The sequence below is a fragment of the Cryobacterium sp. PAMC25264 genome (assembly GCF_019443325.1).
GTDB lineage: Bacteria > Actinomycetota > Actinomycetes > Actinomycetales > Microbacteriaceae > Cryobacterium.
Genome location: NZ_CP080383.1, coordinates 784,709 through 797,908, shown reverse-complemented (window position 1 = coordinate 797,908; position 13,200 = coordinate 784,709). Strand labels below are relative to the sequence as shown.

The window sequence follows — 13,200 nt, the reverse complement described above, 5'->3', positions numbered from 1 at the left end:
CGATACCCCTGACATCGCACCGGATGCCGCCCCCGTCATACGCCGATGCCGCCCCAACTGTTCCCCGTTCGGACATCTGCACCCGGTGCGCGGTATTTGTCAACCTGTTTGAGACAGGTTGGGTTTGGGTTTTTGGCGGGGGTCGTTGATGCATACCCGGCCCGGTAGGGCCGGGGGCTTGGGGTGTTGGGCGTAGCGTTCTGGATGCGTTCGGAATGCGGTGTTGAGGACTTGGCTTCTGCGGCGGGTCACTCGGTCGGTGCGGCCGTAGTGAACGTCGTTGGGGGTGTTCCAGGCGATGCCGGAGTGGCGGTGGTTCTGGTTGTATTCGTGGAAGAACCAGTCGAAGTAGGCGCGGGCGTCATCGGTCGTGTCGAAGATCTCAGGGAACGCGAGATCGTATTTCGCGGTCTTGAATAACGCTTCGCTGTAGGGGTTGTCGTTGGAGACTTTGGGCCGGGAGAAGGACTTATCGACGCCGAGTTTCTCCAGCAGTAAGGACACCGGTGTGCTCACCATCGCAGCACCGTTATCCGAGTGCAGAGAGTTCGGCGCGACGCCGTGGTTCGCGGTGACCGCTTCTTGGATCAGTTCTTCGGCGAGGTCACCATCCTCGTAGGCCTCCAGCCGCCAGCCCACGACGCGACGCGAGTAGATGTCCATGATCACGTAGAGGTGGAAGTAGCGGCCCCGGATCGTGGTCTTGAGCTTGGTGATGTCCCAGGACCACACCTGTGACGGGGCGGTCGCGACCAGCTCGGGGATCTTCTTCGGCGACCCCTCAGCCTGCCGGCGGCGCTCGTGGACCTGCCCGGCCGCGCGGGCGACGCGGTACCAGGAAGACTTCGACGCCAGGTAAACACCCGCATCCCAGGCCCGGTAAAAGGCTTGGCAGATCGAGAAGCCCTCATACTCAGGGGTGTTGATCAGCGCCAGGATCTGCGCGCTCTCCGCAGTGGAGAGCGTGGCCGGCTGGTGCCGGTCCTTCTGCGGGATCGGCGCGGCCAGGCGGGCGCGGGGGCTGCGGTGCCGATAGAACGATGCCCGCGAGTAGCCGACCAACGCGCAGGCCCGCACCACCGGCATCCCCACCGCAGTCAGGTCGACGACTGTTTCGAACGCTACTCGGTGGGTTTCGGCTTCCGAAACGCGGCCGGGATCGCTGGCTCGTCCGGCAGCGGCGGGGTGCGGATTTGTGAGCTCTTGGCCAGCGCGGACAAGAGCTCTGAGGCTTTTCCCAACACTTCCACCGCGCTCTCGGACTGCTCCAACTGGGCTTTGAGGATCGCGTTTTCCTTCTGCAATCGCAGAAATTCGATCCGTTCCTGTTTCGTCAACACGTACTTAGTCTGCCGCTGTTCCGTCTCGACCAGCAGGCCCTGCCGCTTCTCCTGACTCCACCGCGACAGCGACCTAACGTCGATGCCGACTCGGCGACAGAACGCGGACTTCGCGCCGATCTCCGCGCCCGTCGACGCGTACTGCTCCCACTGCGCAAGAATCGCGAGGCGCTCAGCAGACGTGAAATGATGCTTCCGAGTAAGCCGGGTTTGGACTTCTGACATTTCCATTTGGATGTCCTCTTCCCCGCCCTCAGCCGGCCCGTGATGAAACGATGATTTGTCTCACCACAGGCTGACACTCAGGGTGCGCCGGGTGCAATTGTCCGCTTCGGCAACAGGTACCGGGCCGGGACGAGACGGGTCAGGCGGAGGCGACGAGTTGCACGCGCAGGGAGTCGACGCCCGTGGCGATCGCGTCGTCAGCGGCCCAGCGGGCGGCGAGGCGGGCCAGGGTGGCGTCGAGGTCGGCGCGGCTGAGGCCGTCGACGAGCTCCAGGCGCACGATGAGTTCAGGGCCGGCCAGCCGGGCCTGGGGGTCCCCGGCGGTCAGGCTCACCGACAGCGCGGCGAGCTCGGTCGTGATGGACTCCTCGAACGCGGCGGCGACCTGGCGGCTGGCATAGCTCGGGGTCCACGGTGCGGACTGCGCGATCGCCCAGAGTGCCGGCCGGCGCACGACGAACTCGGTGCCGGAGGTGGGGTCGAGCACCACGAGGTCGGTGTCCTCCTGCGCGGCGGCGAGGGCCACCCGGGCGGCATCGGCGGGAACCGGCCTGGCCTCGGTGTTCCAGCGGCGCATCGCGGCGGCCGAGGAGAACACCGGCAGCACGGCCCGGCCGTCCGGCCCGGCCACGGTGATGATGGAGAGTTCCTGGGTCTTGTCGATCCGCAGCCCGTGCTCCCCGACAGACTCGGCCTGCCCGTCGTCGGCGCCCAGAGCCGTGACCAGCGGGATGAGCAGGCGCGCCGACCTGAGGGCGTCGATCACGCCCTCCTCCCCCAGTTCCCGGGCGCGGAACCGCTGCAGCGCGTCGAGCAGCGCCGGCGGGGCCAGGCCGTCGTCGTCGCCGAATTCGGCGTGGTCGAGCGAGCGGCCGGCCCAGGGCTGGCCGGCGGAGTCCGCCCCGCCCTCCGGCCGGCCGGTGGAGCCGAGGTTATGCGCCGGAGACATCCAGCGCCTCGGCGAGCGTGAACGCGCCCGCATACAGGGCCTTGCCCACGATGGCGCCCTCGAGGCCCAGTGGAACGAGCTCGCGGAGCGCCGCGATGTCATCCAGGCTGGCGATGCCTCCGGATGCGATCACGGGCCGGTGGGTGCGCTCCATGACCTCGCGCAGCAGGTCGATGTTCGGTCCCTTGAGGGTGCCGTCCTTGGTGACGTCGGTGACGACGTAGCGGGTGCAGCCGGCTTCTTCGAGCCGCTCGAGCACCTGCCACAGGTCACCGCCGTCCTTGGTCCAGCCGCGGGCGGCGAGGGTCGTGCCGCGCACGTCGAGGCCGACGGCGATGGCGTCGCCGTACTGAGCGATCACGCTGGCGGCCCACTCCGGGTTTTCCAGGGCGGCGGTGCCGAGGTTGATGCGCTTGACGCCGGTGTTCAGGGCCGCCTCGAGCGACTTGTCGTCGCGGATGCCGCCGGAGAGTTCCACGTTCACGCCGCGAAGCTGCTTGATGACCTTCTTGAGCACACCGGTGTTGTTACCCCGCCCGAACGCTGCGTCGAGGTCGACGAGGTGGATCCACTCGGCGCCCTGGTTGGCCCAGTCGAGCGCGGCATCCATCGGGTCGCCGTAGTTGGTCTCGGTGCCGGCCTCACCCTGGGTGAGCCGCACTGCCTTGCCGTCGGAAACGTCAACGGCCGGCAGGAGGACCAGCTTCGGGGTTTTGTTGAACTCGCTCATGGTGGTGCCTTTTCATGATTGTGCGGCCGCGTAGGCGGCGGCCGGCGGGTGGGAAGACTAGTCGCGCAGCGTGCCGAGCCAGTTCGACAACAGGCGGATGCCGGCGTCGCCGCTCTTCTCGGGGTGGAACTGGGTGGCCGTGAGCGGGCCGTTCTCGACCGCGGCCAGGAACGGTGCGCCGTGGGTGGCCCAGGTGAGACGGGGAACGGGGAAGGGCGGCATCACGTCGAGCGTCCACTCCTGGGCGGCGTAGGAGTGCACGAAGTAGAACCGTTCCTCCTCCAGGCCGTGGAAGAGCACGGAGTCGGGGTCGGGCGTGACGGTGTTCCAGCCCATGTGCGGCAGCACCGGGGCCGGCAGCGCCGTGACGGTTCCCGGCCATTCGCCGAGGCCCTCCGAATCGATGCCCCGTTCGACGCCGTGTTCGAACATGACCTGCATGCCCACGCAGATGCCCATCACCGGGCGGCCGCCGGAGAGGCGCTTGTCGATGATGTCGCCGCCGTGCGCGTGGTTGAGCGCCGTCATCACCGCGCTGAACGCACCGACGCCGGGCACCAGCAGGCCGTCGGCCTCGAGCGCGAGCTTGCGGTCACCGGTCAGGGTGACGTCCGCGCCGGCCAGCTCGAGCGCCTTGACAGCCGAGTGCACATTGCCGGTGCCGTAGTCGAGCACAACGACGCTAGTCATAGGGCACCCTTGGTGGACGGGATACCGGAGACCAGCGCGTCGTACGCCTTGGCCTGGCGGAAGGCACGGGCGAAGGCCTTGAACTCCGCCTCGGCGATGTGGTGCGGGTCACGGCCGCCGACCACGGTGACGTGCACGGTGAGCGCGGCATTGAAGGCGATGGCCTCGAAGACGTGGCGCACCATGGATCCGGTGAAGTGGCCGCCGATGAGGTGGAATTCGAAGCCGGCCGGCTCGCCAGTGTGCACGAGGTAGGGGCGGCCGGAGATGTCGACGACGGCCTGCACGAGCGCTTCGTCCAGCGGCACGAGGGCATCGCCGTACCGGGAGATGCCGGACTTGTCGCCGAGGGCCTGCTTGATGGCCTGGCCGAGAACGATGCCGATGTCCTCGACGGTGTGGTGCACATCGATCTCGATGTCGCCCTTGGCGTGCACGGTGAGGTCGGTGAGCGAGTGCTTCGCGAACGCCGTGAGCAGGTGGTCGTAGAACGGCACGCTGGTGTGGATGTCGCTCACCCCGGTGCCGTCGAGGTCGATCGAGAGGTCGATGCTCGATTCACTCGTTTCGCGCTGGATGTGGGCACGGCGAGGCGAGGGCGTGACGTTGGTCATGCGCCTAGTTTATTCGGCTGCCGGGCGCAGCCGTGCGATGGCGGCCAGGAAGGCGCTGGTCTCGGCTTCCGTGCCGGCCGATACGCGCAGGTGACCGGGGATGCCGACGTCGCGGATGAGGATTCCCTCGGCGAGCAGGGCTTCGAAGGTGGCGTGCGGGTCGACGACCCCGCCGAAGAGCACGAAGTTGCTGCCGCTGCGGAGCGGGCTGAAGCCGAGGGCACTGAGTTCGGTCACCAGGCGGTCGCGTTGCACCCGGATGTCATCGACCATGGCGAGCATCTCGTCGGTGTGGGCGAGCGCGGCCACGGCCGCCGCCTGGGTGAGTGCGGACAGGTGGTACGGCAGGCGCACCAGGCGGAGAGCATCCGTGACGGCAGGGTCGGCGGCGAGGTAGCCCAGGCGCACCCCCGCGAAGGCGAAGGCCTTGCTCATGGTGCGGGAGACGAGCAGGCGGGTACGCCCGGGCAGCAGGCTGAGCGCACTCTCGGTGCCGGCGGGGGCGAATTCGGCGTAGGCCTCGTCGACCACGACGATGCCGTCGGTGGCGTCGTAGACCGCTTCGATCGTGGCCAGAGACAGGGGTGTGCCGGTGGGGTTGTTCGGGGAGCAGAGGAACACGATGTCGGGCGAGGTCTCGCGCACCCAGCGGGCGGCGGTCTCCGGGGACAACTCGTAGTCGGCGTCCCGGCCGCCGGCAATCCAGCGGGTATCGGTGCCGGAGGCGAGGATCGAGTACATCGAATAGGTCGGCGCGAAGCCGAGCAGGGACCGGCCCGGCCCGCCGAAGGCCTGCAGCACCTGCTGCAGCACCTCATTGGAACCGTTGGCGGCCCAGACGTTGTCGCGGGTGAGGCCGTGGCCGAGGTAGCCGGCGAGGTCGTCGCGCAGCTGGGTGAACTCCCGGTCTGGGTAGCGGTTCACGGTGAGGATCGCGTCGGCTAGGGCCTGGGCGATGTCCGCGGCAACAGCCAGCGGAATCGGGTGGGTATTCTCGTTCACGTTCAGCGCCACCGGTACGTGCAGCTGCGGTGCACCGTAAGGGATTTGTCCGCGGAGGTTGGCGCGCAGGGGCAGGTCGTCGAGGCTGGTCACCCGAACAAGCTTAGTTGCGCCGCGGGTGCCCTCTCCCGGCGGCTGCCGGAAGGTGTCGGCTCAGTAGCCGGCGGGGAGGGCGAGGCGCTGGCCGGGCTGCACGGCGTCGGAGGGGAGCTGGTTGAGGTTGACGATGTCGGCGATCACGTCGCGGGGGTCCTGGGTGGGGGCGATGGACTCGGCCAGCTGCCAGAGCGACTGCCCGGATTCGATGGTGACGTAGTCGAACGCCGCCGCTCCGACTCCGGTCGTGCCCTCTGCGGCAGCGACGCCGCCGTTGACGGCGACGACGATGGAACCGAGCACCAGCGGCAGTGCCGCGAGGGTGGTGAAGACGATCCGGCCGCGGCGGGTGAGCCGCAGGTGGGTGCGCGGGGCGGATGCGACCGGGGTGGCGTGCTCGCGGCTGTCGCCGACGATGCTCAGCCGTGGGGCGTTCGGGCGAGAAGTGTTCGAACCTCCGGCACCCGAACCGGGCTTTAGTGCGTATGCTGCGCTCATGTCAGACCTCCTGGTAACGCATCCGGCCCTCGGCCGGGAGGGCCGGATGCGAATCTATGTTCCGAATATAACTTCGAATGTTCGAACAATCAACCCTGTTTGCGGATAATATATAGACGGATTCGGCAACACACTCGAATGCATGTCTAGAAACCGTCGCTGTTTGGCTACAGTTTCGATTGGGTAGCTGTACTCAAACAGACACCTCCGACATTGGCTCCAGCAGGCCTTTGCAGCAGCAGATCGCCGGCCGGAATCATCAGCCGGGTAGACCTACCGGCCAGCCGGCATCACCGGCCGACCGTCCTCACCAGCCAGACCTACTCACCGCCAGACCAAGCAGAGGAGCGACAACGTGGCACAGCAGAGCACACCTCGGGACAAGGGCACCACGCGGCGCCGCAAGACCCTGAGCGACAAACAGCGCGCCGTCATGGACGTCATCCAGCGCTCGGTGCGTGACCGCGGGTATCCGCCGAGCATGCGGGAGATCGGCGACGCCGTGGGCCTCTCTTCACTGTCGAGCGTGACGCACCAGCTCCACCAGCTGCAGCTGAGTGGGTACCTGCGCCGCGACCCGAACCGGCCGCGCGCGCTCGAGGTGCTCATCGAGGTGCCGCAGTCCGGCGACGACGTCGTCCCCGGAGCGCCGGATGACTATCAGGCCGGCATCCAGGTCGGTGACGCGGCGATGGTGCCGCTCGTCGGACGCATCGCCGCCGGCATCCCGATCATGGCCGACCAGCAGATCGACGAGATCTTCCCGCTCCCCCGCCAGTTGGTGGGCAAGGGCGAACTGTTCATGCTCAAGGTGGTCGGTGAGTCGATGATCGACGCCGCGATCTGCGATGGCGACTGGGTGGTCATCCGCCAGCAGAAGACAGCCGAGAACGGCGAGATCGTCGCAGCGATGCTCGACGGTGAGGCCACCGTCAAGGTGTTCCGCCAGCGCGACGGCCACACCTGGCTGCTGCCCGCAACACCAACTTCGAGCCCATTCTGGGTGACTACGCCGAGGTTCTCGGCAAGGTCGTCGCCGTGCTCCGGTCGGTCTAGCAGCTTCCCTGTCAGAAACAGGCCCGGCTCCCCTCGGGGAGCCGGGCCTGTTCGTGTTCGGTGGGCCGGGTGCGCTGCCGGATCAGACCAGCGTCGCGCGCACGGCGCGGGTGGCGTCGACGATATTGCGGAGCGACTCGACGGTCTCCTTGTACCCACGGGTCTTCAACCCGCAGTCGGGGTTCACCCAGACCTGGCGGGCGGGGATCGATTCGAGGGCCCGCTCGAGCAGCTCGGTGATCTCCGCCACTCCGGGAACCCGCGGCGAGTGGATGTCGTAGACGCCCGGGCCGATTCCGTGGTCGAAGCCGCTGGTCTGGAGGTCCGCCACGACCTCCATCTTCGAGCGCGCCGCCTCGATGCTGGTCACGTCGGCATCCAGGTTTCGGATGGCGTCGATGACGACGCCGAATTCGGAGTAGCAGAGGTGGGTGTGGATCTGCGTCGCGTCGGCGACACCGGCCGTGGCGAGCCGGAACGAGCCCACCGACCAGTCCAGGTAGTCGGCGTGGTCCTTCTTCTTCAGCGGCAGCAGTTCCCGGAGGGCGGGCTCGTCGACCTGCACCACCTGGATGCCCGCGGCCTCCAGATCGCCTATCTCGTCGCGCAACGCCAGCGCCACCTGGCGGGCGGTCTCCCCAGCGGCTGGTCGTCGCGCACGAACGACCAGGCCAGGATGGTGACCGGCCCGGTGAGCATCCCCTTCACCGGCTTGTCGGTGAGGCTCTGCGTGTAGCGTGACCACTCCACCGTGATCGGCGCCGGGCGGGACACGTCGCCCCAGAGGATCGACGGGCGGGTACACCGGCTGCCGTAGGACTGCACCCAACCGTTTTCGGTGACGGTGAAGCCGTCGAGGTTCTCGGCGAAGTACTGGACCATGTCGTTGCGTTCGGGTTCGCCGTGCACGAGCACGTCCAGGCCGAGGTCTTCCTGCAGCTGCACGACCCTGCCGATCTCGGCGCGCATGAGCTCCTGGTAATCGGCGGGGGCGAGCTCACCGGAGACCAGGCGGGCGCGGGCGCGGCGGATCTCCCCGGTCTGGGGGAACGACCCGATCGTCGTGGTCGGCAGCGGCGGCAGGTCGAGGACGGCCTCCTGTGCGGCGACCCGGGTCTCGTAGTCGCCGCGGCTGAAGTCGGCCGGGGTGAGCGACTGAAGCCGGGCGCGTACGGCGCCGTCGCGTGCCCCCGGTGACACCCGGCGTGCGGCGAGAGAAGCCGTGGCCGCATCAAGGTCGGCCTGGATGGCCGCCCGGCCCTCGGTGAGGCCGCGGGCGAGGGTCGCGACCTGGCCGATCTTCTGGTCGGCGAAGGCGAGCCAACCGGGAAGGTCCGCGCCGAGCTTGGTCTCGTCGGTCACGTCGTGCGGCAGGTGCAGCAGGGAGGTCGAGCTGGAGACGGCGATCTTGTCGCTCAGCGCGCTGAGCCGACCGACGGTCTCGAAGGCCGCCGCGAGGTCGCCGCGCCAGATGTTGTGGCCGTCGATCACGCCGGCGACGAGGACGCTATCGCCCAGCCCGGCCGCGCTGGTGGGAACCGTGCCACGAACAAGATCGAGCCCGATGGCCTCGACCGCGGAGGCGGCCAACACGGGCAGCGCGTCATCCAGGCTGCCGTACGGCGCTGCCACGAACAGGCCGGGCCGGTTCTGGACGGCGCCGAGCACCGCGTAGGCCCGTGCGAGGGCGGCCAGGGCGGCGTCCCGCGGGATGTCGATGCTCTCGCTGACGAGACCAGGCTCGTCCAGCTGTACCCACTGGGCGCCGGAGGTCGCCAGGCGTTCGATCAGGGTGGCGTAGACGGGCAGCAGGTCGTCCAGGCGGTCGAGCGGGTGGAACCCGGCCGGAGCGTCGCTCGACGGTTTGGCGAGGAGTAGGAAGGTGACCGGGCCGACGATGACCGGGCGGGTGAGGAATCCTGAGGCGACGGCCTCCTCGAACTCGCGCACGATGCGGTCGCTGGCGAGGGAGAAGGTGGTCTCCGGGCCGATCTCCGGCACCAGGTAGTGGTAGTTCGAGTCGAACCACTTGGTCATCTCCAGCGGCAGGTTCTCTCCGGCGCCGCGCGCCAGGGTGAAGTAACCGGCCAGATCGAGGTGGCCGTCGGCGTCGACGAGGTCCGCGAACCGGTCGGGAATGGCGCCGACGGTGACCGCCGCATCCAGCACCTGGTCGTAAAACGAGAAGCTCTCCGGGATCGACGAGTCGGTGCGGCCCAGGCCCAGGCCGACGAGCCGGTCCCGGGTGGTCTTGCGGAGCGCCGCGGCGGCGGCCTCGAGCTCATCGGCGTCGATCCGGCCGGCCCAGAACGCTTCGACGGCCTTCTTGAGTTCGCGACGACGCCCGATTCTCGGGTAGCCGAGGATCGTCCCGGTGGGGAATGCGGAAACGGTGGTGGTCATCAGTAGTCCTTCGTGGAGTGAGTACCGGCAGTGGTGCTGGCAGCGGGGCTGGTGGAGGCAACGGTCGAGGGCGGGAGCTGGGGTGCGGCAACCGGTGCGACCGGCGTGAGCGCTCCCGCCCGGTCGAGAACGGCGAGCACGGTCTCGTGCTGGTTGAAGGCATAGAGGTGCAGGCCGGGAGCGCCGCCCGCCATGAGCTTCTCGGCCAGCGCGGCGGCATGGCTGATGCCGATCTCCCGCTGGCCTTCCGCGGTGGGCTCCACCTCGAGCTGGATCGACAGATCGGCGGGCAGTTCCTCTCCGGAGAGCTCGAGGATGCGGCGCAACCGGCCCGGGCTGGTGACCGGCATGATGCCGGGCAGGATCGGGAATTCCACACCCGCCTCCCTGGCCCGCTGGATGAAGCTCAGGTAGTGGTCGGCGTGGAAGAAAAGCTGGGTGATGGCCAGGTTCGCGCCGGCGGCCTGCTTGGCCAGCAGGGTGTCGATGTCCTGGGCCGTGGAGCGCGAGCGTGGGTGCCCGTTCGGGAAGGCTGCGACGGCGATGCGCACATGCTCACGTTCGGTCTTGACCGCGCGAGCCTGCGGCAGGCCGGGGATCGGTGTCTCCTGGTAGGGCACCCGTTCGGCCTGTACCCGATGGATGAGCTGTACGAGCTCGCCGGCGCTGTGCAGGTCGCCGAGGAACGCATCATCCTCGGTCGCTCCCGCCGGCGGGTCCCCGCGCAGGGCGAGGAAGCTGCGCACACCGGCGTCGAGGAACTCGCGGATCAGGCTGCTGGCCTGGGCATGTGACGACCCCACGCAGGTCAGGTGTGCCATCGGGTCCACCGGGGTGGCCGTGCGGATGTAGCGCAGTACGTCGAGGGACGAGGTGCGGGAGGAACCGCTGGCGCCGTAGGTCACCGAGATGAACTCGGGGCCGGCCGCCGCCAGGGTGTCGATGGTGGCGTGCAGGGCCGTCGTGGCGGCATCCGTTATGGGCGGGTACAACTCGAACGAGAACGGGGTGGAGGGCGGACAGGCAGGATCTGCAGCTGTGGACGCATCGGCTGCGCTCATGGTTCCTCATTCGGCATGGTCGGTACAACTCGAAGGGCCGGGCGGCCGCGGACTGCCGGCGTGAAAACCAGGCGGTCGATCGCGGGCGGGTGCCGGGCTCGGCTGTCGCTCCATGCCGGGCGGATGGTGCTCCCGGCAACGAATGAGATGACTCTAACAACGGGGCTCAGCGACGCGCATCCGCATAGCCGAATGTTACGTTCGCGGCCATAATGGGGCCATTAAACGCCGAGAGGCGGCCCTCGCGTCTCCGGGGAGATGCGGGGGCCGCCTGGCGGGCGGAAGGGGTCCTAGGCGGTGACGGCCGGAGCCACCACGAACGGCGTGAACTGGGCCTCGATGCCGGGCGAGACGAGCGCCGTCACCAGGGTGCCGGTTTCGGCGTAGTCCAGCGCGAGTACCTTGCCCTGGCCGTGCAGGATCGGGATGAGGTCACCGCGGTCGTACGGAATGAGCAGGTCGAGCCGGATTTCCGGTCGGGGAAGCATGGTCTCGACTGCCGTGAGCACGGCGTCGATTCCTTCGCCGGAGCGCGCCGAGACGAAGATAGCCTGCGGTGAGAGTCCCCGCAGCACGAGTCGGTCGTCGTCGCTGACCAGGTCGCTCTTGTTGAACACGACCAGCTCGGGGATGGCGCTGGCGCCGACCTCACCGATGACCTCCCGCACCGTGGCCAGCTGGCTGGCCGGGTCGGGGTGTGACGCGTCGACGACGTGGATGATGACGTCGGAGTCCGCGACCTCCTCGAGGGTGGAGCGGAATGCCTCCACCAACTGGTGCGGCAGGTTGCGCACAAAACCGACGGTGTCGGTGAAGGTGTACAGCCGGCCGTCCGCGGTGCTGGACTTGCGCACGGTGGCGTCCAGGGTCGCGAACAGGGAGTTCTCGACGAGCACCCCGGCCTTGGTGATGCGGTTGAGCAGGCTGGACTTGCCGGCGTTGGTATACCCGACGATGGCCACTGAGGGCACCGCGTTGCGCTTGCGGTTGGCCCGCTTGGCCTCGCGGGCGGGCTTCATCTCGATCATCTGCTTGCGCAGCCGGGACATCCTCGTGTGAATGCGGCGACGGTCGAGTTCGATCTTCGTCTCGCCGGGTCCGCGCGAGCCCATGCCGGCTCCGGTGCCACCGACCTGGCCACCCGCCTGGCGGGACATCGAGTCGCCCCAGCCGCGGAGGCGGGGAAGCAGGTAGGCGAGCTGGGCGAGTTCGACCTGCGCCTTGCCCTCCCGGCTCTTGGCGTGCTGGCTGAAGATGTCGAGGATCACGGCGGTGCGGTCGATGACCTTCACCTTGACCACGTCTTCGAGGGCACGCCGCTGGCTGGGCGCGAGTTCGGAGTCGGCGATCACGGTGTCGGCGCCGAGGGCGGCCACGATGGAGGCCAGTTCGAGGGCCTTGCCCTTACCGAGATAGGTGCTGGGGTCGGGGGTGGCACGGCGCTGCAACAGGCCGTCGAGCACGGTGGCGCCGGCGGTTTCGGCCAGGGCGGCGAGCTCACGCATGGAGTTCTCGGCGTCAAGCAGGCTGCGGGCGGAGTAGACGCCGATCAGCACCACGTTTTCGAGGCGCAGCTGGCGGTATTCGACCTCGGTGACGTCTTGCAGTTCGGTGGAGAGTCCGCCGACACGACGCAGGGCGTTTCGGTCTTCACGTTCGGTCTGTTCACCGTCGTGGTCGCCTCCGTCGAAGCCGCCGTCGGCCGGGCGGGCCTGCAAGGCCTGTGCCGATCCGCTTGCGAACAGGGAGTAGCCGGACGAACGGCTCTCGGCGCTGGCCAGCACGCGCGCAACTACATCGTCATCGTCGTGTGGAGCGGTTGATTCAGTCATTGCTTTAACTCTAGTTCCTCTTCTTTCGATAAGTTCGTTGTATGGCTTCCGAACACTATTTCTCGTCGGCTCCGGGCAGCGACCTGAAATTGCGGCAGATCACCGTGAAGATCGCCGGTGCAATCCGCGAGGTCACGACCGCGAACGCGATCTTCTCCCCGAACACATCGACACCGGCACCAAGGTGCTGATGCGTGAGGCTCCCGAACCCTCCGGCGGCGGCCACATCCTGGACCTCGGCTGCGGCTGGGGTCCGATCAGCCTGCACCTGGCCCTAGCCGATCCCTCGGCCACGGTCTGGGCCGTGGACGTCAATGAGCGAGCCCTCGAACTGGTGCGGTTGAACGCCACCAACTTGGGCCTCACCAACATCAACGCCGTGCTGCCCGCGGATGTTCCCGAGTCGGTGTCGTTCGCCGGCATCTGGTCGAATCCGCCCATCCGGGTGGGCAAGGCGGAGCTGCACGCCATGCTCAGCCACTGGCTGCCCCGCCTGACTCCGGGTACGGATGCCTGGCTCGTCGTGCAGCGCAACCTCGGTTCTGACTCTCTGCAGCGCTGGCTCGCCGACGAGTTCCCCGACACCCTCGAGGTCTCCCGCTACGCCATGGACAAGGGCTTCCGCATCCTGCGCACCCACCGCCTCCCCTCCCGCGAACTGTGAGTTAAGCACCCAAAAACGCGCGTTTTCGGGGCTTAAGTCA

10 protein-coding genes and 3 pseudogenes are annotated in these 13,200 nt (G+C 68.1%); 2 read left to right on the top strand and 11 right to left on the bottom strand.

Annotated elements, in window-relative coordinates:
• Positions 1 to 99 precede the first annotated feature (99 nt).
• From KY500_RS03635 to KY500_RS03600, 8 genes are all read right to left on the bottom strand, one after another.
• Complete coding sequence (locus KY500_RS03635) at positions 100 to 1,086, bottom strand: DDE-type integrase/transposase/recombinase (RefSeq protein ID WP_255579195.1); 987 nt, start codon at positions 1,084 to 1,086, stop codon at positions 100 to 102.
• A 35-nt stretch (positions 1,087 to 1,121) separates the two neighbouring features.
• Positions 1,122 to 1,571, bottom strand: coding sequence for a hypothetical protein (locus KY500_RS03630; RefSeq protein ID WP_219900606.1), 450 nt, complete (start codon positions 1,569 to 1,571; stop codon positions 1,122 to 1,124).
• Positions 1,572 to 1,704: 133 nt separating this feature from the next.
• Positions 1,705 to 2,514, bottom strand: a complete 810-nt coding sequence (locus tag KY500_RS03625) for an SseB family protein (RefSeq protein ID WP_219902371.1) — start codon at positions 2,512 to 2,514, stop codon at positions 1,705 to 1,707.
• Positions 2,498 to 3,244: a bifunctional 1-(5-phosphoribosyl)-5-((5-phosphoribosylamino)methylideneamino)imidazole-4-carboxamide isomerase/phosphoribosylanthranilate isomerase PriA gene (priA, locus tag KY500_RS03620; RefSeq protein WP_219902370.1), complete on the bottom strand. Its 747-nt coding sequence runs from the start codon at positions 3,242 to 3,244 to the stop codon at positions 2,498 to 2,500. Before priA ends, KY500_RS03625 begins: the two co-directional genes overlap by 17 nt.
• Positions 3,245 to 3,301: 57 nt before the next feature.
• Positions 3,302 to 3,934: an imidazole glycerol phosphate synthase subunit HisH gene (gene hisH, locus KY500_RS03615; protein ID WP_219902369.1), complete on the bottom strand. Its 633-nt coding sequence runs from the start codon at positions 3,932 to 3,934 to the stop codon at positions 3,302 to 3,304.
• Positions 3,931 to 4,548, bottom strand: coding sequence for an imidazoleglycerol-phosphate dehydratase HisB (gene hisB, locus KY500_RS03610; protein WP_066594378.1), 618 nt, complete (start codon positions 4,546 to 4,548; stop codon positions 3,931 to 3,933). Before hisB ends, hisH begins: the two co-directional genes overlap by 4 nt.
• 9 nt (positions 4,549 to 4,557) lie before the next feature.
• The gene (locus KY500_RS03605; RefSeq protein WP_219902368.1) at positions 4,558 to 5,643 is read right to left on the bottom strand and encodes a histidinol-phosphate transaminase; all 1,086 of its coding nucleotides are present in this window, start codon (positions 5,641 to 5,643) and stop codon (positions 4,558 to 4,560) included.
• Between the two features lie 60 nt (positions 5,644 to 5,703).
• Positions 5,704 to 6,144, bottom strand: a complete 441-nt coding sequence (locus KY500_RS03600) for a LysM peptidoglycan-binding domain-containing protein (RefSeq protein ID WP_219902367.1) — start codon at positions 6,142 to 6,144, stop codon at positions 5,704 to 5,706.
• 433 nt (positions 6,145 to 6,577) lie between these two features.
• Between KY500_RS03600 and lexA the strand changes: the two are divergent.
• Positions 6,578 to 7,200, top strand: a pseudogene (gene lexA / locus KY500_RS03595) (transcriptional repressor LexA).
• Between the two features lie 82 nt (positions 7,201 to 7,282).
• On the opposite strand, the pseudogene metE reads toward lexA, so the two are convergent.
• From metE to hflX, 3 genes and pseudogenes are all read right to left on the bottom strand, one after another.
• Positions 7,283 to 9,603 (bottom strand): annotated as a pseudogene (gene metE, locus KY500_RS03590) (5-methyltetrahydropteroyltriglutamate--homocysteine S-methyltransferase).
• Positions 9,603 to 10,664, bottom strand: coding sequence for a methylenetetrahydrofolate reductase (locus tag KY500_RS03585; RefSeq protein WP_219902366.1), 1,062 nt, complete (start codon positions 10,662 to 10,664; stop codon positions 9,603 to 9,605). The pseudogene metE and the gene KY500_RS03585 overlap by 1 nt, the downstream one beginning before the upstream one ends.
• Before the next feature lie 290 nt (positions 10,665 to 10,954).
• The gene (hflX, locus tag KY500_RS03580) at positions 10,955 to 12,496 is read right to left on the bottom strand and encodes a GTPase HflX (RefSeq protein WP_066594369.1); all 1,542 of its coding nucleotides are present in this window, start codon (positions 12,494 to 12,496) and stop codon (positions 10,955 to 10,957) included.
• A gap of 41 nt (positions 12,497 to 12,537) precedes the next feature.
• On the opposite strand from hflX, the pseudogene KY500_RS03575 reads away from it, so the two are divergent.
• Positions 12,538 to 13,160, top strand: a pseudogene (locus tag KY500_RS03575) (class I SAM-dependent methyltransferase).
• The last annotated feature ends 40 nt before the right edge of the window (positions 13,161 to 13,200 follow it).

Coding starts and splice junctions, on each gene's coding strand:
- KY500_RS03630 (WP_219900606.1), bottom strand. CDS start 1,571: ATGGAAATGTCAGAAGTCCAAACCCGGCTTACTCGGAAGCATCATTTC.
- hisB (WP_066594378.1), bottom strand. CDS start 4,548: ATGACCAACGTCACGCCCTCGCCTCGCCGTGCCCACATCCAGCGCGAA.
- priA (WP_219902370.1), bottom strand. CDS start 3,244: ATGAGCGAGTTCAACAAAACCCCGAAGCTGGTCCTCCTGCCGGCCGTT.
- hisH (WP_219902369.1), bottom strand. CDS start 3,934: ATGACTAGCGTCGTTGTGCTCGACTACGGCACCGGCAATGTGCACTCG.
- KY500_RS03625 (WP_219902371.1), bottom strand. CDS start 2,514: ATGTCTCCGGCGCATAACCTCGGCTCCACCGGCCGGCCGGAGGGCGGG.
- KY500_RS03600 (WP_219902367.1), bottom strand. CDS start 6,144: ATGAGCGCAGCATACGCACTAAAGCCCGGTTCGGGTGCCGGAGGTTCG.
- KY500_RS03635 (WP_255579195.1), bottom strand. CDS start 1,086: ATGCCGGTGGTGCGGGCCTGCGCGTTGGTCGGCTACTCGCGGGCATCG.
- KY500_RS03585 (WP_219902366.1), bottom strand. CDS start 10,664: ATGAGCGCAGCCGATGCGTCCACAGCTGCAGATCCTGCCTGTCCGCCC.
- hflX (WP_066594369.1), bottom strand. CDS start 12,496: ATGACTGAATCAACCGCTCCACACGACGATGACGATGTAGTTGCGCGC.